Annotated in this window: 17 protein-coding genes; 1 reads left to right on the top strand and 16 read right to left on the bottom strand. The window is 62.6% G+C overall.

Annotated elements, in window-relative coordinates:
- Positions 1-6: 6 nt before the first annotated feature.
- From CFI11_RS00365 to CFI11_RS00295, 15 genes are all read right to left on the bottom strand, one after another.
- On the bottom strand, positions 7-1,551 hold the full coding sequence (locus tag CFI11_RS00365) for a class I adenylate-forming enzyme family protein (protein WP_130401939.1): 1,545 nt from the start codon (positions 1,549-1,551) through the stop codon (positions 7-9).
- Positions 1,527-2,525, bottom strand: a complete 999-nt coding sequence (locus tag CFI11_RS00360; RefSeq protein ID WP_130401937.1) for a hypothetical protein — start codon at positions 2,523-2,525, stop codon at positions 1,527-1,529. Before CFI11_RS00360 ends, CFI11_RS00365 begins: the two co-directional genes overlap by 25 nt.
- Positions 2,522-3,388, bottom strand: a complete 867-nt coding sequence (locus CFI11_RS00355) for a hypothetical protein (protein WP_130401935.1) — start codon at positions 3,386-3,388, stop codon at positions 2,522-2,524. The genes CFI11_RS00360 and CFI11_RS00355 overlap by 4 nt, the downstream gene beginning before the upstream one ends.
- Complete coding sequence (locus CFI11_RS00350; protein ID WP_130401933.1) at positions 3,385-5,820, bottom strand: acyl-CoA dehydrogenase family protein; 2,436 nt, start codon at positions 5,818-5,820, stop codon at positions 3,385-3,387. The genes CFI11_RS00355 and CFI11_RS00350 overlap by 4 nt, the downstream gene beginning before the upstream one ends.
- Before the next feature lie 2 nt (positions 5,821-5,822).
- On the bottom strand, positions 5,823-6,101 hold the full coding sequence (locus CFI11_RS00345) for a hypothetical protein (protein ID WP_130401931.1): 279 nt from the start codon (positions 6,099-6,101) through the stop codon (positions 5,823-5,825).
- Between the two features lie 44 nt (positions 6,102-6,145).
- The gene (locus tag CFI11_RS00340) at positions 6,146-7,072 is read right to left on the bottom strand and encodes a 3-oxoacyl-[acyl-carrier-protein] synthase III C-terminal domain-containing protein (RefSeq protein ID WP_130401929.1); all 927 of its coding nucleotides are present in this window, start codon (positions 7,070-7,072) and stop codon (positions 6,146-6,148) included.
- Positions 7,066-7,977, bottom strand: a complete 912-nt coding sequence (locus tag CFI11_RS00335) for an alpha/beta fold hydrolase (RefSeq protein WP_130401927.1) — start codon at positions 7,975-7,977, stop codon at positions 7,066-7,068. The genes CFI11_RS00340 and CFI11_RS00335 overlap by 7 nt, the downstream gene beginning before the upstream one ends.
- On the bottom strand, positions 7,967-9,340 hold the full coding sequence (locus tag CFI11_RS00330; protein ID WP_130401924.1) for a hypothetical protein: 1,374 nt from the start codon (positions 9,338-9,340) through the stop codon (positions 7,967-7,969). The genes CFI11_RS00335 and CFI11_RS00330 overlap by 11 nt, the downstream gene beginning before the upstream one ends.
- Positions 9,340-9,924, bottom strand: a complete 585-nt coding sequence (locus CFI11_RS00325) for a hypothetical protein (protein ID WP_130401922.1) — start codon at positions 9,922-9,924, stop codon at positions 9,340-9,342. The genes CFI11_RS00330 and CFI11_RS00325 overlap by 1 nt, the downstream gene beginning before the upstream one ends.
- 3 nt (positions 9,925-9,927) lie before the next feature.
- Entirely contained in the window at positions 9,928-10,566 is a 639-nt protein-coding gene (locus CFI11_RS00320) for a hypothetical protein (RefSeq protein WP_130401920.1), read from the bottom strand.
- Positions 10,559-10,831, bottom strand: a complete 273-nt coding sequence (locus CFI11_RS00315; protein WP_130401918.1) for an acyl carrier protein — start codon at positions 10,829-10,831, stop codon at positions 10,559-10,561. The genes CFI11_RS00320 and CFI11_RS00315 overlap by 8 nt, the downstream gene beginning before the upstream one ends.
- Before the next feature lie 15 nt (positions 10,832-10,846).
- Positions 10,847-11,776 (bottom strand): 3-oxoacyl-[acyl-carrier-protein] synthase III C-terminal domain-containing protein, encoded by a 930-nt coding sequence (locus CFI11_RS00310; protein ID WP_130401916.1) that lies wholly within the window; start codon positions 11,774-11,776, stop codon positions 10,847-10,849.
- Between the two features lie 521 nt (positions 11,777-12,297).
- Complete coding sequence (locus CFI11_RS00305; RefSeq protein WP_130401914.1) at positions 12,298-13,083, bottom strand: SDR family oxidoreductase; 786 nt, start codon at positions 13,081-13,083, stop codon at positions 12,298-12,300.
- 56 nt (positions 13,084-13,139) lie between these two features.
- The gene (locus CFI11_RS00300; protein WP_130401912.1) at positions 13,140-14,678 is read right to left on the bottom strand and encodes a class I adenylate-forming enzyme family protein; all 1,539 of its coding nucleotides are present in this window, start codon (positions 14,676-14,678) and stop codon (positions 13,140-13,142) included.
- Between the two features lie 8 nt (positions 14,679-14,686).
- Positions 14,687-15,859, bottom strand: a complete 1,173-nt coding sequence (locus CFI11_RS00295; protein ID WP_130401910.1) for an MFS transporter — start codon at positions 15,857-15,859, stop codon at positions 14,687-14,689.
- Positions 15,860-16,088: 229 nt separating this feature from the next.
- Between CFI11_RS00295 and CFI11_RS00290 the strand changes: the two genes are divergently transcribed.
- On the top strand, positions 16,089-16,523 hold the full coding sequence (locus CFI11_RS00290) for a thioesterase family protein (protein WP_130401908.1): 435 nt from the start codon (positions 16,089-16,091) through the stop codon (positions 16,521-16,523).
- Here CFI11_RS00290 and CFI11_RS00285 read toward each other — a convergent pair.
- Entirely contained in the window at positions 16,501-18,114 is a 1,614-nt protein-coding gene (locus tag CFI11_RS00285) for a class I adenylate-forming enzyme family protein (protein ID WP_130401906.1), read from the bottom strand. The two genes, CFI11_RS00290 and CFI11_RS00285, sit on opposite strands and share 23 nt — an antisense overlap.
- Positions 18,115-18,123 lie beyond the last annotated feature (9 nt).

Below are 18,123 nucleotides of genomic sequence, written 5' to 3'. Positions count from 1 at the left end.
GGAGTTTCATTCGGCGGGTTCAAGAACGGGCCCGGCGCGCAGCGCGGCGCGGTCGATCTTGCCGTTCTGGGTGCGGGGCAGATCGGCATGCACGACGATGCGGGCGGGCACGGCATGGGGGTCGAGGCGCGCACGGCACCAGGCGGACAGCGTGTCGGTATCGACAGTAGCGGCGACATAGGCCACGCAGATCTGGCCGTGCACCGGGTGATCCTCGCCCAGAACGCAGACCTCACGAACGTCAGGGTGAGCGACAAGAACGGCTTCGACTTCGGAGGGGGCGACCTTCTCACCGCCGATTTTCAGGATGTCATCCGACCGGCCCACGAAATAGAGATACCCGTCTTCGTCCAGACGGCAGGTATCGCCGGTGTAGAGCACCTGTTCGCCGGGAAACGGGCCGGGGCGCAGACGGCGCGCAGTGGCTTCGGGATTTTGCCAATAGCCCTTCATCACGGTGCTGCCACGGATCACCAGCTCTCCGGTGGCGGAATGCCGGTGCCGCTGACCTGCCTCGTCGACCACCCACATTTCGGTATTGGGGATGGCCAGTCCGACGCTGGTCTTGCGAGAGGCGAGTTGATCAGGCGGCAGGTACGTGCAGCGATGACACTCTGTCAGTCCATACATCGAAAAGACCGTAGCCTGCGGAAGCATCTCCTGGAGCTGGTCGATGACCTCGGCGTGCAACGCCGCCGCAGTCGAGGAAACAAGACGCAGTCCACTCAAATCAAACCGGTCGGCGAGCGGCGCGATCAGGGGCACCATCGTCGGCACCAGAGGGAAGACCGTCGCGCCACAATCCTGCATCCGCTTGAGCGCAAAGAACGGTTGGGCAAAGGACGGCTCCGCCTGGACCGACGCGCCTGTCAAAGCGGCCATCGTCAGTTGGTGAAGACCGTAATCAAAGGTCATCGGAACGGCGCAAAAGATGTGATCGTCGGACCGATAGCCGAGGTATTGTGCCACAGACCGGGCAGCGCTTGTCATGTTGAGATGCGACAGCATCACGCCCTTGGGCTCTCCGGTCGAGCCGGACGTATAGATGATCGTCGCCAGGTCCTGGTCGATAACGGCGGGAACCTTCAGGTCGGGTGCCGAGGCTTGCGGCGCGATCAGTTGGTCCAGCAAACCCGGTGCCGCGTCGCGACCGGTTTCCACGACGGGAAGGGACTGACCGGCCTCGGCCATCGCCGCGCGCACAGTCTGCGCCGTGACATCATCGGCAAGGACGGCGGCAGGGCGGCAATTGCCCAGAACGAATGCCAGTTTGGCGCATTTGGTTCCGGGGTTGAGCGGTACGGCGACCGCACCCGCCGACACGATGCCCCAGAAGGCGGCGCAGAACGCGGTGGAGTTCGGCATCGACAAGATGACCCGATCGCCCGGTTGAACACCGATCTCGGCAAGATGGGCGGCTATGCGGGCGGCGGCATCGGCCAGTTCACCATAGGTCAGTGCAAGATCGTCATCAGCGATGGCCGGGCTTTGCGGCGCGCGGGCGGCGGCATGGCTCAACAGATGGGTCAGCAAGGTGCGAGTTGCGTGCATGGGGCACTCTCCTTCTGGGTGATGTGGGAACGGCTCAGGGGCGTTGGGGCTGCGGCGCACGTGACCTTGCAGGCGCCGACATAGCCGCCCATGCCGACCGAAATCAGCGTGGGTTGCGCATGCGCGGTGGGGCCTTGCAGGCGTTCCTGGGCCAGCAAAAGGAAGGGGTCGCAGATGTAGCAATGTCCGATGTCCGGCAGCAGGCTCAGCCGGATGCGGTCGGTCTCGATACCGCTCTGCCGACAGAAATCCTGCCAGGCCAGACGGTTCACGTTATGGGGCAAAAGGGTGTCTTTGCCCGCCCAGTCAAACCCGGCATCGCATAGCGCTTCGCTCACGATGCGGGTATGGGCGGCGAAGAAGGCCCCCATCTCGGCGGCCGTGCCCGACCGGCCACGGGCGAATTCGGGATGGGTCCGAAGCGTGACCGGCGCGACCTGGTCGCCCTGGGCCTCCAGATCGACCACCATGCCGCAAAAGGCATCGCCCATCAGCGTGCAGCCCGGCACATAGCGGTCGCCCAAAGGCAAACCCGCATGGCAATCGCCGCCCAGGATCGCGACCGCACGGGCCAGCCCGGAGGCAAGAAGCGTCCGCGCCAGATCCAGAGCCCAGAACAGACCGCCGCAATTGTGCTGATCGACCTCGTACTGCCGCATGACGCCGCGCAGAAAGGGATGCTCCTGCGCGAGACGCGCCACGGGGGACTGGCCGCGAGGATATTGAACGGGTTGCCCCCTGACATAGATCAGCGCGTCGGGAAGCGTGCCGTCGTGCTCCGCTTCCAGCCCGATCACGATCCGCTCGAACTGATCGCTCAGCGTCTGATCCTCGGGCATGGCAGCGACGTGATCGACCCCGAACATCCTGCGGAACACCCGCGCCTCTGCCACGCTGCCATCCGCGGCGGCAACGATGTCCTCGGTGCTGATGCGGTCCGCGGGGATGTGGGTTGCAAGCACCGAAAGCCTCATACCACGCCCTCCGCGTTGCGAAAGAGAACGGCGCTCACCTCATCCGCATCCCGGGTCAAAAGCATCACGTTCCCGATGGTGGAGCCTGCTTCGGCAAGGGCGGCAAACGGGGCCGAGCAGAGCTTGCGCGGGGTCTGCTGGCGAACCGGGCCGTCCTTTGCCAGCGCCTCTGTCAGGTCGGGGTCCGCGATGACCGTGACGGCGGCACGGTCCAATCCGTATTCGGTGCAGATCTCAGCGACCGTGCGTGCCGTGTCCGCCGCGCCAATCCCGGTGCGCCTTTCATAACCGACATAGGCCAGACCGCCCTGCCCTGCCGCTTCAAGCACCATGACACTGCCGGAATTGGAGGGTTGAACGGCATCCACGACGTCAGAGCGGTAGAGCAGGTGCTTTTGATCCATGACCATCAAAAGCGCCTTTTTGCGGCCATCGCGCAGATACCGCGCGGCACATTGCAGCGCGAAGAGCGGCGCAGAGCGTCCACGATCCGAGATCGCAAAGCCGAACCCGTTCTCCAGACCCAGCTTATGCAGTGCGAAATTGGTCACCGACGTGCCCAGATGCACATCCGGCATCCAATGCGCCATCAACACCAGATCGACATCACCAAGATCGGCGCGACCCTGCAATTCGGTCAGCAGAACATCCGCCATCGCGGCGTATGGCGCCCGGTCAGGCGCGGTGAGCCAGGATTGAACGTTGCTGTGGCGATCCGGATGGTATTCGGCACCGTTCGACTGAAAGAAACGGGCGTTGAAATCCTCCCAATAATCATATTGGTCCAGCCATTCGGGCTGCGCTGGTTCCAGACACCCGAATTCACCTGAGACAAGCGTGCGCGGATCAAGGTGGAGGGTCATGCCGGAACCTCCGCCACATAGGCCCGAAACGCGTTCAGAAGATGGATGTTCGACGTGCCCTCCATGTATTCGAACGCCTTCGCGTCGCGCATCTTGCGGCGCAGCAGCGTGTCGGAGAGCATCGCGCCCGGAGCCTCGGCCGCGACGCGCATCACCAGCTCGTCCGAGAAGGCGATGGCCTGGAACTTCAGCTCACTGATGCGATGGCTGCGGGGCCGGCCATTCGCATAGTCTTCGAGCACGCGGGCCAGCCGGTTCAGAAGTGCCGTATAACGCGTCTGCATATCGGCAAAGCCGCCGCAGGCACTGGCCTTTTCCAAGCGGTCCAGAATGCCGCGCGCATTGCCCAATGCGAGGGCTGCCACGACGGGGCGGTAGCGTTCGAACACGCCGTTGATGGCCATGAACCCGTCACGCAAGGACCCGCCCCCGGATGACGCGGCACCCAACAACATGTCGTTGGTGACAGGTACGTCATGCATCTCCAGCCGGCACAGATCGGCACCGCAAAGACCGTTGGTCGGCAGTCTTTCGATGCTGATGTAGTCGGCGACCTCTTGAGGCTCGATCATCACCAGGGCTGCGCGGCCTGTCGTCTCCATCCGTGCAAAGACCAGACCGATGCGGGCCCGCGCGATCCCGCCCACCAGCATCTTGGTGCCGCTGAGGGTCATGCTGCCATCCGCCGCTTCACGCACGACCGTGCTGCCGTTCGAGGCGTCCGATCCGACATCCGGTTCGGTCACGGCAAAGAACGTACCCTGCGGTCCCGTGCGGTAGGGTGCGAAGAACCGCTCGATCTGCGCGGGATTACCCGCAGCCAGCACAGCACCGCCTGAAAGCGAGGGACCGGGAAGGGCCAGGATGCAGCTTGGATCAAAGCGGGCCAGCCGTTCGACAAGCGCCACGTGAAGGGCATGCGGGCAGTCCTCGATCCCCAGATCGGTTTGCGACAGCGGAAAGCCGTTATAGTCATCGGGAACACCGATCGTGGTCAGGGCGCGCACCGTGGGATTGGCCCAGAGATCGGCCCAGGCGCCGGGATCCGTCTCTAACCGGTTGCCCGTCATCTCAAAAAGCGGACGCAGGCCCGACAGACGATCAAGCGCGGGATGGTCGAACGGTGCAGCGGGCGCCGCGGCGATGCCAGTCATATCCATCGGAATGGCGCGCGGGGTCTGTGTGGCCAGCCGCGACTGCCAGTCCGGACGTTCCTTGGCAACCGTCAGCGTGTCGCCATCCGCCATCACTTCTGCCGGGGCACCGAAGCCAAGAAAGTCCACCGGCGAGGCCGAAGGCCCATAGCCGCCGGATTGATGGATGCAGATCAGATCGCCTTCCTGCGGCGCGGGGATCTCGATCGCTGAGGCGATGACATCCATCGGCGTGCAAAGCGGCCCGGTGAATGTCCACTTCTCTGCGGTCGCAGCATCGCGAGGACCGTTCGGCACCAGAGAAACCGGGAAATTGCGGCGCATGAACCCCTGCCCCGCAGCAGCACTATGGACGTTGGACCCGCCATCGCAGACAGCGAAATTCTCGCCTTTCGTGGTTTTGACACGGCGGATGCCAGCCACGAAAAGACCGGCCTCGGCCACCATGTAGCGGCCGAGTTCGATGGCCACGCGTGTCTGGCTGTTGCGGCTTCGAAACCCGTCGATAACCGGCCGCAGAACCGCGCCGACCTTGTCGAGATCAAGCGACTGCTCGTCCTCGTAATAGGGCACGCCGAAACCACCGCCGACATCGACGAAATCCAACGGCCAGGAGAGGTTTGGCATTAGCTCCTCGGCCAGGGCGAGAACCTGGCGCGTGTTCTGCTCCAGCGTTTCTTCGGACAGGATCCGGGTGCCCATGTAGATGTGCAGGCCCGCCAGGCGCAGATGCGGGAGGGTTTCCACACAGGCAACGGCACGCTGCAGATCGGACTGGTCGATGCCGAATTGCGTGGCCCGACCGCTCATGGCAAGACGCGCGCCGCTGACCTGGAAATCAGGATTGACCCTGAGCGCCACGCTCTGGATCCGGCCTTCGAACGCGGCAAGGCGGTCGATGTCGGCCAACTCCTCGATGGATTCCACGACGATTGCCTTGATCCCCAAGGACACCGCGCGTTCCAGCTCATCCGCGGACTTGCCGGGGCCAACCATCAGGATCCGCTCGGGGCGGGCGCCGGCGGCCAGGGCGGTTTCCAGCTCAAGGCGTGAGCTGACCTCCGCGCCGGTTCCGGCCGATGTCAGAACACCCACCACCGACAGGTTCGGATTGGCCTTGAGCGAATAGAAGAAATCCACATCCGGCAGCGCGGCCTTCAAGGCCGCGACGCGGTCCCGCAATGCCTGTGCGTCATAGACATAAAACGGGGTGCCGACCCGGTCCGCCACACTGCGCAGTCTTGCGGTTTCGGCGCTGTTCAACGAAAAACCAGCCATCTTCAGCTTGCCATCGCCTGAACACGGCGCCCTTCCAGAAAGTCCAAAATCGTTTCGACGGTCGAGAAGACGCCGGTTCCGCCCTGAAAGTTCTCCATGAAGTCAAAGGCATCTACGCCCGTCCGCTCGCTGAGCGCGGCCACGAATTGAACAAGCTCGATGGAGTTCAGAAGGCCACCCGTGCCAAAGAGGGTTTCACCCCCGGCGGCGCGGTCGATGCGCTGAGGACCAAGGCCGACGTCACGGAGGCTGTCCAGTACGGTTCCTTGAAGGTCGGTCATCATGTATCTCCTTGTCAGAGTTTGAAGGGGGCGTTGCGCAGCCATCAGGTCACGCGAAGCAGCGCACAGGAGGCGGTCGCCCCCAGTCCGATGCTGAACAAAAGCACCTGATCGGCGGGATCGAGATCGCCGCGCGCTGCGGTATCGGTCAGGTTGATGAAGGGATCGGCGCCAAAGCAGTGGCCGTATTGCCCGATGGTGGAGAGCTGAACCTTGTCGCGCCCAATGCCGGTCTCGCTTGCGATCTGGCACCAGGACGGGACGTTGACGTTGTGCGGCATGACATAGCGAATGTCGCCATGACGACGCCCGAAACGGTCCAATGCGCCTTCGAGACCCGCACAGGCGAACCCCATATAGGCGGTGTCGAACCCGGCGAGATAGTTTTCACCGCGCAAGCCGGTATTCTTCCAGAACTGCGGCGCATGCAGCGTGTGGGTATCCACAACCTCATAGCGGCCCGGACAGCGGCCCACGAGGATGGCGGCTGCCGCCTCGCCCATCACGGTGGTGTTTTCGATCACCCGCAATGCCGGGTGGAACGCCTTTTCCCCGATCAGGATAAGCCCCGTCTCGTTATCGCCAAGCAGGCGGTCGAAGACGCCCAGCATCGTCACACCGGTCGCGCAATGGTTCATCGTGGCCGAGAAGACTTCGACCCCGCGCGCGGCGTAGGGCTCAAGCACCGAAGAGGTGTGGCCGTTGAAGACGTTGGTGTTGAGCAGCGTGTGGCAATGGGTAACACAGCACAGGTGCGCGTTCTGCTGGGGATTGCGATCCAGAACCTCGGATGCCGCCTTGGCGATGAGGGTATCAAGCGGCTCTGCCGGATCGCATTGAAACGCCTCGAACCCGAAGAAACGATCATACATGCGCATCTGGTCCCGTGTCAGGTCCAGATCATCCGACAGGTCCTTCAACTGTTCCTGCCGGGCGGGATAGGCGACAGCGACGTCAAGAATGCTCAGCATGCCAGCCTCCGTTCGTCGGTCGGGGTCAGGACCGCATCCGATATGGCCGCGTGAAGGCGCGGATCTTCCAGGATCGTATGGTGATTGCAGTGATCGAGAACCAAGGGGGTGGCCCCGGTTACCGAAGCAATGTCAAACGCTTCCGCCAGTTTGACTTGCCAGTCGGTACGGGCGTGAACGATCAGGATCCGCCCGGTATAGGCCGCATAGACGGCAGGCCCGACCTGTTTCGGATCGCGATCTTCGCGACGGGCATGAAGATCGAGCACGGCATCCAGCAGCGGCTCGGGCGCGGCGATCCGGATGAGATAGGCATGCAGAAGCGTGGCCATCGAATAGGGCGCGCAGACGGTGATCATGCTGTCTGCCTGCAACCCCTGCTCAACTGCCTGGGCCGCGATCAGGCCACCGGCGGAATGACCGATGATGGCGTCAAAGCGGTCCCCCTCGTAATGCGCCGCCAGCCGACACGCCTTCTCGGCAAAGCTGAATGCACGGGCCGGGTTCGCCCCTTCCCCGGGCAGATCGGGAACCACGACATGTGCGCCCTGAGCTGCAAGCATCCGCGCCAAGGGCAGCATCATCGCGCTGTGCGCGTTCCACCCATGGAGCAAGAGCACACGTGGCCCGGTCGCAGGACCGAAGCACTGTTCGGCGAGGGCAGAGCCCTTGCGCGGAGCGATCCGAGGGCTTGGCGCATTCACCGGCCGCGCGGTCTCAAAGCGGCGAAGGGCGATGCGGGCGCCCGCACGGGGGCTGACGGCGGTCACCATAGCGATCTCGTGGCGGCGCATCCGCCCCTTGATCGCGCGAAAGGCGAAGGCGGGGCCGGGACGGGGCCGCCCGATGATCCGGCGCACCCCTTCGGCCAGGCAAAGGCCGGGATAGGCAAGCTCAAACAGCATCTTGGGCTCCCATCTTGCGCATCAGAAGCAGGAACTGGAGCGAGAAGAGCGCAAAGCTGAGCGCCGCGAAGCCGACGAGGATTTGCACCACCAGCGTAATGTCAGCGCCGTTCTGCATGGCCCAGATCATCGCGGCGCAGGTGCCTGCCTCGCAGATGATGGTGATCACGAGGACATGTACGCCGCGCCCAAGCTGTTCGAGGATGACCTGATACATCGCCGTGGCGGCCACCAGGAAGAAAGTGATCAGCAACTTGGCGAACATGAATTCGGTGGCCAGTCTCAGCGTCTCGGATTGGCTGGGAACAAGGACGTCGAGCGGCGCGCTCCATTTCGGCAAGGCAAAGGTGGCCGCGGCATAGAGGACAAGCATGATCGGCACCCCGATGGCGAGGTATCGGACCCGCGTGCGGCCTTGCCCCTCTTCCGTCGCCTGATTGACGAGGATTGCGATGGCCGAGCCGATCGCGATGGCGGGGATCATGAAGGCGATCCGGTAGCGCAGCACGACGAAGAAGGCCGATGCATTGTCCTGTCCAAGCTTGGCGAGAAGCGGGAATACGACTGAGGCGCTGACAAAGCCGACGACGATGGAGCTAAAGACTGGCAGGCCGACGCGCACCTGAAGCTGGCGCAGACGGATGCGGAAGGGCTCTGCCTCGACCTCTTCGCCCTTGGCCGTCTCGCGCCGGAGGAGCCAGATCATCACGGGCAGCATCAGGGCCGGACCTGCGAGATTACCCAGCAGCACAGCCTCGAACCCCCAACCGAGTTGGGTGACGAGCGCGTAGGTTACCGACAGGTCAATGACCACCAATGCCGCGAAAGGCAAAAGACCCAGCAGAACCTTTCCCTGTCCCCGCATCGCGCCGTAGTAGATGTCGAAGATCACGAAAAGGCCCATCGACAGCACGAAAAGAGGGAAATACTGCAATGTGGTCTGGATCGTGGGGTCGTTGATCGGTGCGTATTCGGAAAGGCCATAGCCAATCCCGGCGACGACCGCAAAAATGACAAGCCCGACGATGGAAAGCTGGCGAGAGGCGCGCAAGACGCCACGGGCCGGCCAGTTGTGACGCGATCTGGCGCTGAACACCTGGTTGGTGATCGCGAGCCCCTCCATGATCGCGAGGATCAGGATAAAGCTGGGTTGGAGCAGCGACAGGATGTGCAGCGCGCCGGTATCGGGCACGCGAGCCAGCATGGCGATCTTGCCGAGGTTCAGCGCCGAGGTCACGGCGGCCCCAACAGCGAAGGGAATGGCGAGCGTCAGGATCCGTCCCAGCGTCTGCAAAGCTGAGGGGGCTTCGGCGCGCATCCCGAGGTCAGGGCGCACGACGGCGGGGGCGTCAACAGATGACATCAAGGGCTCTCCTGAATAATGAAGTCTGGCACGCTGGGGTGCGGCGATGCGGGGATGTGGTGTTCGGCAAGCCGGGCATCACCCAGCAGGAGAAAGCGCAGCGGGGCGCGGTTTGGGGCACGGGTGGCCAGCCGTTCCGTCGGGTCGCTGAGCACGAGGGCAAGACCGGCTTGTGCTGCAAGACCCCGTGCCAGATCCAGCGCATCATGCAGGGCACGGCGGGTTTCAACGCGCAGCGCGTGGACCGGCCCCCGGTGATCGATGGTACGGAGCAGATGTTGCAGGATCGGGCTGCGCGGATCTGGTTGGTGACCCCGGTGCAGATAAACGAGCATGGGCGCCGGGACCCGACCGCAAACCGTTTTCCAGTCATCGCGCAGACCGGCGGCGTGCAGGGCCACGTCTTCAAGGTCATCCGCAAAGGACGCTTCCTCGATCACGATGTCGCTCTGAAGGCCCTGCATCCGACGCCACGCGTTCAGCCGGTCAGAGGCGGCCTGAGCGCAGGGCCTGCGCCGCGGGCGGTGCGGAAGTGCGCCCGAAGCCAGCAGGCGCACATGTGATATCGGGTGCGGACGCGGCATCGCTTAGCCTCCGACCTCGGGGGCGAGTGTGGCCCGGACAAGCGCGGACAGGTATTCCAGCCCGTTCAGCGCCCCGGCCCGAAAGCCGTGCCCGCCCATAAGCTTGGCGGCCTGGACCGTGTGCCGGTCGATCTCGGCATGCAGGCGCTGGGCATTGACGGGGCGATCCTGCGCCAGCGAAAGCTCCTCCCGCTGGCGGCTGAGCATCGCACCGGTTTCGGAGAACTGGGCCTTGACCAACTGATGGTGGGTCAGTTTCTGGCCAAAGCTTTCGCGGTGCTCCAGGTGGCCGAAAGCCCGATCGAGGATCCGGGCCAGAAGGCCCAGGCGAAGGGCCACGACCGTTGCCTCGAAGACCGGTGTCCGATGCGTCGGCGCACGGGCCGCGCAGCGGGACAGGGTCAGATCGAAGGGCGCAAGCGCGTGCTCCTGAAAGGTTTCCTGAACCACGACCTCGCTGTCCACGGATGCAGGATCGACAAGACGCGCTCCGGGGGCGTGCACCGCATGGTTTCCGATCACAAGGAAACCACTGGTGCCGGTGACGGTGCGACAGGCAAATTCCATCGCGTCGCGTGGCGTCTGTTCCCGGGCCGTTGCGAAGACGTGCCCGGACAGATCGTAGCCGGTGACATCAAGCATCTGCCATCTCCCCGGTCGCGGAGACCCGTCCGGCGATGTGATCTGCCAGGCTGCCCATGGTGTTGAACCCGGCCTGACCAATGGATTCCGGATCAAAGCGCAGGCCCGGAACCTTGTCTTCCAGCCCCAGGAGGAATTGCACGAACATGTAGCTGTCCAGGTCGAAATCGCGGTCAAAGCGCATGTCGGCCGTGACATTGGAAACCGGACGCTCGGTCACTTCGGACAATGCGGCGGCGATGGCGTCTGCGATCTTGGGATCCATGGGAAATATCCTCTTTCAGAGTTTGGGAGTGGGAATGCGGTCAAGCAGGCAGGTGGCGAAGGTCACACCGGTCCCTGCCGCCAGGATGAGAACCTGACGTTCGGGGCGCCCGGCAGCTTCAAAGGCCGCCAGGTTCATAAATCCGTCAGAGCAATAGGCATGGCCCGTCCGGGCCATATCGCCGTGGAAGCTGAGCGCCTCCCATCCGAAGTGGCGGATGATGACATCGGTCATCGGACGATTGAGGTTGTGGGGAAGAAACGCCATGTTGCGGGTAACGGCGGTGCCGTAGCGCGCCAGACTCTCCTCCATGAATGCGATAAGGGCATCGGCATAAACGGTCTGGAGCGCGCGGCGATCATCGGCGCTCATCGTATCGGGGTTTTGGTGGAACCGGGGCAGATGCCGGACCGACGTCCCCGCGACCCGCCAGCTTCCCTGCCCTGCGTTGAACACAGCCGCAGACGGCACCTCGGCCAACAATCCCACCGGCAAGCGACTCACCCAGGGGTGAAACGCCTTTTCTCCGGTCAGAACGATGAGCGGGCCGTCTGTTTCGCAAAGTTCGGCGACGTGCATCTGCACGAGGGCCGAGGTGCAGCTTGTCATCGACAGCGATGACACCTCCCAATGACCGAGGTCATGCGCATCGGCAAAGCGCCGCAGCCACGACAAGTCGGTCCGCGTGTTGTGGGTCTGGGTTTTGCAGTAGACAAGTTGCCCCGCCCGCTCGGACGCGTCCGGAACCTGCTCCAGCGCACGACCAAGCACGTCGCTCAACATCCGGTCCAGCGAACCTTCGTGACGGATAACAGCTTGCAATCCGTAAAACCTGTCATACGTCTGCGAAGCGCGACGGTTTAGGCCATGTGTGTCGTTCAGTTCAGAGAGCGGCACATGTGCATAGCCGTCCTGAGGAAGTGAAATGTGGCAAAGAACTGACATACGGAGCCCTTGAAATCGTTTGAACGAGCCGCTGCAGTCGATGGGAGGATGGGCGGCTTGACCTACCGATAGGCGAGGGCAGCGGTGCCACGCGTCCTAATTCATGATCGGGGTTGTCCAAATTCGCGAATTAGGACTTTGCGCAGAGCCTGGGAAACCGGTCACTATCCATACAAGCGTATGATATATAAGGATATAATCTTGGACATCTCCCCACGTACAGGGTGCGGACGAAAGCTGCGATAACCTCTGTCAGCAGAGGCAATAACGCTGAGAAGATCATGATAAAGAAGGATCGAGGCGACGTGCCCTATGAACAACGGCGCCAGAGGGATTGCGCCGGCGTCAATTCCGAAAGCTTTGCGGCCTGCGGGAGGGTGGTTGATGGCCCACTGCGTCGTATACCCAACAGCAATGTGGCACTGCGGCACCGATTGGGTCCCACAGATCTGGGACGCGGATCGCTGGACGAAACGCGATTCTCTTGCCAGTGAACGTGTCGTTCTGAAAGTGGCTTGAATTTAGGATTGTTCGCTGGCGTCTCTTGCCGCCTGGAACCTGCGCATGGTGCGTCTGTCCGTCAGCCAGGCGGGGCGCATGGCCAGCCACCAGATCTGAAGGGCAGACTTGCGCGGGAAACTGATCCGCGGGGCATTGCGGATCAGCCCATCCAGAATCAGATCCGCTGCCTGGTCCGCGGGCATGGGCGGTTCCGGCAGGGTCTTGCGGGTTCGTTCATCGATCATGGGTGTGTCGACGAAGCCGGGGCAGATCACGCTCACACCGACACCCTTGCTGGCAAGCTGCCCTCTCAGCGCCTCGCCATAAATCCTGACCCACGCCTTGCTTCCGGCATAGCTTCCCGGCCCGCCCAGAACGCGAAACGCCGCCAATGAGCTTAGCAACGCAATTTGCCCGGTGCCGCGTGCGATCAGGCCCGGTTCGACCGGGGCAATCGTGTTGATGACACCCAGCACGTTCGTTTCTACGGTCTGGCGCGCCGTATCGGGTGTTTCGCGCCCGAACGCCACACCGGCGCTGACAAACACGAGGTCGAAGCGTAACCGCTCGTCCGCCTCCGACAGGGTGGCGTGCATCGCATCTGCATCGGCGACGTCCACAAGATGGGTTTCAACCTTCGCACCGCGGGCGCGACACCGCTCGGCCACGGCGCTCAGCCGTTCGGCATTCCGACCGAGAAGGCAGAGAGACCGATCAGGCCCCGCCAGCTTGTCCGCCATCGCGGCGCCTAGACCGCTGCTGGCACCGGTGATCAGTGCCGACATGAATTGGGAAGACGAAGTCATGGCAGGCTGTCCTTGCATCGTTGCACCGAAAACTCTCCGTTACGCGAGGCTTGCCGTTACAACAAGACAAGCCCTGGCGCTCTGGCCTTGATCCAATCCGTCAGCAATCCCCGGGCTATCTTGCCGCTTTGCGTCATCGGCCATGCTTGGGTCGCGATAAAGTCGCGTGGAACCTTGTAGCGTGGCAGATACTTTGCACAAAACACGCCCAGCTCCTTGGCCGAAACGGGGCCGTCCTGCTGCTCGAACTCCAGAACGGCGACCAGTTTTTGGCCAAGATAGGCATCGGGAAGGCCCAGAATGCAGGCCGCGCGGATGGCGGGATGCTGTGTAAGGCAGGCAGCGACTTCTTCGGGGTAGACGTTGTATCCGCCCGTAATCACCATGCCGTCCGCACGTCCGATGACGGTAAGGGATCCATTCTCGCTCAACCGACCGATATCGCCCACGCTTGCCCATTCGCCGTCGCGTCGAAACCCACTTTGATCTTGCTGCCAAAGATAATCCTGAATGCTCAACGGGCTGCGCACATAGATAATGCCGCTATGGTCGTCACCTTCGCCGGTTGAGACGGGGCGCAATGCAATCTGCACCTCCGGAAAGGCACGACCGACGCCCGATGCGCTGGAGGCATAGCCCTCTTCATGGGGTATGTGATCGGCGGTGCTGACAAAGCCAAGCTCGGACGCGCCGTAGTATTCGGTGACAGTCGCAGATGGGGCGATTGCGCGCAACTTGGTCAAAAGGTGAGATTCCAGCCGCGCCCCGGCCGTTGTGATCTTTTGCAGATGCGCCGCGACATGTCCCGTCTCTGACCCGTGACGGACGAGGGCATCGAGGACCGATGGCACGCAGACAAGGCGGGCGATGGCGTGATTTTCGAAGCATTCAAAGATCTGTTCGGCGCCGAATTTCCGGCCCGAATGAAAAGACGCGCCAACATCTAGGGTTTCCGCAAAGGAATAAAGTGTCAACCCATGGGCCAAAGGCCCCGGAGAGCAGGTGTGCGCGGTCTCCGAAAGGCCAAAATGGCGTCGCCCCAGTTCGAGAGAGGCGCGCCATTCGGCCCGTTTGCGCAGGATGGCCTTGGGCTGGGACGTTGTTCCGGACGTAAAGGTAACCATGAACGGAGCTTCATCGGCACAAGCAGGCACTGTCAGCGTCACGTTGTCGGAAAGCGGTGGCTCGAACCCGGCCTCTTCGTCGACCACGACGACCGGGAATGGCAGATCTTCGGCACCAAACGCGTTGTCAGGACCAACGAACAGCACGTCGGGGGGAAGCCGATCCAGAATTCCAGAAACGACCTCCTGCGGCATCGCGGGATCCAGAAGGATCATGCAACATGGCGTGGACAAGGCGGCGGTGAGGAATTCCGCGGTATGAGGGTGGTTTCCCAGCATCACGCCAAAGACAGGGACATCACGAAGGATGTCCTGCTCGCGCGGCTGACGGGGCAGCGCGGCAATCCAGTGATACAGCCTCTGGACCTTGTTCCAAAGCAGACCGTAGCTTAACGCGCGGCCCGAAATGCGTGTTGCCATCCGGTCAGGATGAAGACGCGCGTGATCGGGCAGACTTTGGCTTAGCGGCATAAGGATCCTCAGCTTGTTTGCGACGCTTCCGGGCCACGGGATCGGACATGCATCCAGAAAAATCCAGCCATCAGGACAGCGAAGCCCGCCACAGGCACCATCATGGCAAATCCGGACACGCCGAACTGCCCCTGCCCCCAGCCGGCCAAAAGCGTGGCGCCGCTTATGAAGGGTCCCATCCCCAACAAGGTGAACATCGCAAAGGCGGTCACGCGGGTGTTTTCGGGCACGTATTGCCGGATCGCCGCGGCCAGCGCCATGGTCGTCAACGCAATCGTCGCCGCCTGACCAAGCTGGGCCAAAATCAGGACCGGCACATTGATAGAAAGCGCCATGGTCCCCCATCTGGCGGCCGTAAACAGCGCGGCCATGGTCAAAAGCGCTGGCGCGCTGATCCGCGCGGCCATTTTGGAGCCGAACCAGAAACCCGCCACTTCGGCACCAACACCGACAACCAGAATGGCAGAGATAAGGGCCGCCGAAAGTCCCGCCTGAGACCATTCGATCGGCGCCAAGGTATAGAGGTGCGCGTTGCTTGCGAGGATCAGGGCGGCCGCAATGAGCGGCGGCCAGATAAGCGGAAGGTCCAAGAGCGCACGCAGCGGCGCCTTTTCGGGCGGGGTCCATTGGCGTGTCATCGGTCCAAGCGCCCTGCGATAAAGCCCCAGTGCAATCAGACTTGCCGCGCCAAGGACGGCGACAAGCACGATAACCGGCGTCAGCCCAACACGCAGGGCCGCTTGCCCCGCCAGCACGGTGCCGACCGCAAAGCCGACTGAGCCCCACATGCGCAACCGCCCGAACCCCTCGGCGCTGGCGCCGCTGGCCTGAAGGATCAGCCGGTCAATGATCGGAAACACCGTCGGGGCAAGCGCGCTGGCCAGAACGACCAGTATCATAAGACCGCTTACCGAAAGGCCCGGCCACAGCAGGGTAGCATAGCAGAGGATCAGAAAGAGCGTGACCCAGAACGCGACCCTCTCGGGACGGCCGGACATGTCACAAAGATGGGCCACAACGGGATTGGTCACGACCTTTGCCATCAGCATGACCGCAAAGAGAAGCGGCAGCGCGGCCTCGGCGATACCTTGAGCCGCCAACCAGAGCCCGATGTAGGGAATCCACGCCCCCTGCGCCGCATAAAGCAACGCCGCGTAAGCAATCAGGGCGATCTTGATCAAAGGGTCACTCTGCCAGTGTCTGACGAAATTGCAGCGATTGAATGTGTTGCGGGCAAATCACCGAGGGGAGGCCCACCACTTACGCAACCAGCGTATCGCGCTCCCTCTCACTCATCAAGCCTGCGTTGAGCCAGCACGCCGTTCTTCGCGCATGAGGTGAGCACGCGGACCTTGACCGATCCCGTCAGCTCGGGTCTGGTGCAGCCGGACCCTATCAGAGAACCCGATCTTGAGCGCCACGACATCCATACCGCCGTTTGTCACCCATATCCCCTTTCGGGATATCGATATGCACGGGCATATGCACAACGCAGCTTATCTCAGCTACTTCGAAGGCGCGATCAGCGACTTCCTCAGACAGGTTGGTCTGTCGAGCGAATTTGCCCCTGATGGTGCGTTTGTCTATCACGTCCGGAAAGCCGGTGTGACCTTCGAGGCGCCAACACGCTATGAAGACAAGATCCAGATCTTCTGCGCACCCGGTCATCTTGGCCGATCCAGCCTCAGATTTGACGGCAGATTTCTTGGCGCCGATGGTGATCTGCGCGCGACAGCCGACGTTGTATGGATCTGTGTAGATCGCTCAACCGGCACGCCATGCAATCTGCCGGACATCGTGCGCGACGGTCTTGCCCCTTATCTTACGGCGTCCGGCCCGTCCTGAGCCCAAGGATCGCTCCTGCCCTTTGCGCCTGGCGCAGATTGTCCATTGTTAGTTCTGAAACCGCCGCGCCGTGCGTTTCTTCGATGTAGGCGTGCAGGCGGGATCGCGCGATCTTACCGGTGGAGGTTCGCGGAAGATCCGCCATCGCGATATGGACCTGCGGGCAGCGTTCAGGCGGAAGGACGGCCAGGCAGCTTTGCGCAATAAGCTGCGTCGGAACGTCGACAGGGCTGGACACGACGCAAACCACGTCGCCCCAAACAGGATTGCGCAGCCCCAGCACACAGGCCGCTTGCAGCCCGTCGACATTGGCCAATACGGTCTCGATTTCGGCAGGGTAAACCTTGTGGCCCCCGCTCACCATCAGATCGTTCTCTCGTCCGACAATGGTAAGCATACCGCGCGCGTCCTGCACACCGATATCGCCGACGGTTGCCCAGCCGTCCGACAGGTGCCGAAACCCGCCAGCATCGCGTTCCACAAGATAGCCGTTGGACACGTAGTGACTGCGGATATGGACCTGCCCGGCTTCTCCAACAGGGACCGCATGGCCCGTGTCAGGATCGCGCAAAGACAGCTCTACCCCGGACATCGCCCGGCCAACCGATGTGAGAGGCGGCGTCTCTGCCGGTTTGGATATCGAGATAAAACCGCTCTCTGCAGCGCCGTAATATTCTACGATATCGGCATTTGGCAGAACCTCCTGCAGAGCCTGCCGCGTTGTGACGGCAAGTTTCATGGCCGTGGATGTGACCTGTCTCACGGTGTCAAAGCTTCGCTGCGTTGTGTGTGCCGCATCGGCCATCCAATGCGCCATCGGCGGGATGAGCGCGATCTGGGTCACATCATGGCGATCCATGAGATCCAGCATCTCTGACGCGCCGGCGGCTGGCCCAGCCGGGCCAAAGCGGCGGGAGCACAGTGCCGTTGCCCCACGGGCCAGTGCATAAAGGACAGCGTAAAGGCCAAGAGTGTGTTTCATCAGACCGGGACACAGCAGGACGTCGTCAGCCCCGGTCGGGATCTCGGCATCACTGGCGGCAAAACTTGTGGCCCAGGACGACTGATCGCGTATGAATGCCTTGGGTTGCCCCGTCGATCCTGATGTGAAGCCAATCAAAAAGGGCGCGGTAGGCGCCACGTCCGGCCATGTCCGGAGCGCGCCCGCCTCTGCCGTCCAGCTCTTGAGCGACCTGACCGACCCCATGGCACCGCCATGCGAGAGAACCGGAAGAGGTGCGACGGCACGGGCCAGCGCCTCTGCCTTGTCAGCCTCGGCGATCAGGATGTCGAAACGAAGGTCCTCGATATTGCGCGCCAACGTCTCTGCCGGCCAATCCGGGTCTGCGATGGCAATGACGTGACCTGTACCGAGACAGGCCAACAGCACCTCGACAAACACCGCGCTGTCTTCGAGCGCGAGCGCCACGCGCAGCGGGCGCCTACCGGCCTCGGCCTGCAAGCGCCCGGCAATCGTCGCTGCGTTTCGTTCCAGTTCAGCAAAGCTTCGGCGATCGCCATCAACGATCAGCGCGGTCTTTTCCGGCACAAGCTGTGCCTGCTGGAATACCTGGGCGCTGATCGTCAGCATCCGGACCTA

Source organism: Thalassococcus sp. S3 (assembly GCF_004216475.1).
Lineage (GTDB): Bacteria > Pseudomonadota > Alphaproteobacteria > Rhodobacterales > Rhodobacteraceae.
Note: the sequence above shows the minus strand (reverse complement) of the source record. Positions and strands in the feature narration are given on the sequence as shown.

What these genes read in the sequence shown, in the direction of transcription:
- CFI11_RS00350 (WP_130401933.1), bottom strand. Translation starts at nt 5,820, where the DNA reads ATGGCTGGTTTTTCGTTGAACAGCGCCGAAACCGCAAGACTGCGCAGT.
- CFI11_RS00325 (WP_130401922.1), bottom strand. Translation starts at nt 9,924, where the DNA reads ATGCCGCGTCCGCACCCGATATCACATGTGCGCCTGCTGGCTTCGGGC.
- CFI11_RS00285 (WP_130401906.1), bottom strand. Translation starts at nt 18,114, where the DNA reads ATGCTGACGATCAGCGCCCAGGTATTCCAGCAGGCACAGCTTGTGCCG.
- CFI11_RS00335 (WP_130401927.1), bottom strand. Translation starts at nt 7,977, where the DNA reads ATGCTGTTTGAGCTTGCCTATCCCGGCCTTTGCCTGGCCGAAGGGGTG.
- CFI11_RS00360 (WP_130401937.1), bottom strand. Translation starts at nt 2,525, where the DNA reads ATGAGGCTTTCGGTGCTTGCAACCCACATCCCCGCGGACCGCATCAGC.
- CFI11_RS00305 (WP_130401914.1), bottom strand. Translation starts at nt 13,083, where the DNA reads ATGACTTCGTCTTCCCAATTCATGTCGGCACTGATCACCGGTGCCAGC.
- CFI11_RS00355 (WP_130401935.1), bottom strand. Translation starts at nt 3,388, where the DNA reads ATGACCCTCCACCTTGATCCGCGCACGCTTGTCTCAGGTGAATTCGGG.
- CFI11_RS00315 (WP_130401918.1), bottom strand. Translation starts at nt 10,831, where the DNA reads ATGGATCCCAAGATCGCAGACGCCATCGCCGCCGCATTGTCCGAAGTG.
- CFI11_RS00310 (WP_130401916.1), bottom strand. Translation starts at nt 11,776, where the DNA reads ATGTCAGTTCTTTGCCACATTTCACTTCCTCAGGACGGCTATGCACAT.
- CFI11_RS00340 (WP_130401929.1), bottom strand. Translation starts at nt 7,072, where the DNA reads ATGCTGAGCATTCTTGACGTCGCTGTCGCCTATCCCGCCCGGCAGGAA.
- CFI11_RS00330 (WP_130401924.1), bottom strand. Translation starts at nt 9,340, where the DNA reads ATGTCATCTGTTGACGCCCCCGCCGTCGTGCGCCCTGACCTCGGGATG.
- CFI11_RS00320 (WP_130401920.1), bottom strand. Translation starts at nt 10,566, where the DNA reads ATGCTTGATGTCACCGGCTACGATCTGTCCGGGCACGTCTTCGCAACG.
- CFI11_RS00300 (WP_130401912.1), bottom strand. Translation starts at nt 14,678, where the DNA reads ATGCCGCTAAGCCAAAGTCTGCCCGATCACGCGCGTCTTCATCCTGAC.
- CFI11_RS00365 (WP_130401939.1), bottom strand. Translation starts at nt 1,551, where the DNA reads ATGCACGCAACTCGCACCTTGCTGACCCATCTGTTGAGCCATGCCGCC.
- CFI11_RS00345 (WP_130401931.1), bottom strand. Translation starts at nt 6,101, where the DNA reads ATGACCGACCTTCAAGGAACCGTACTGGACAGCCTCCGTGACGTCGGC.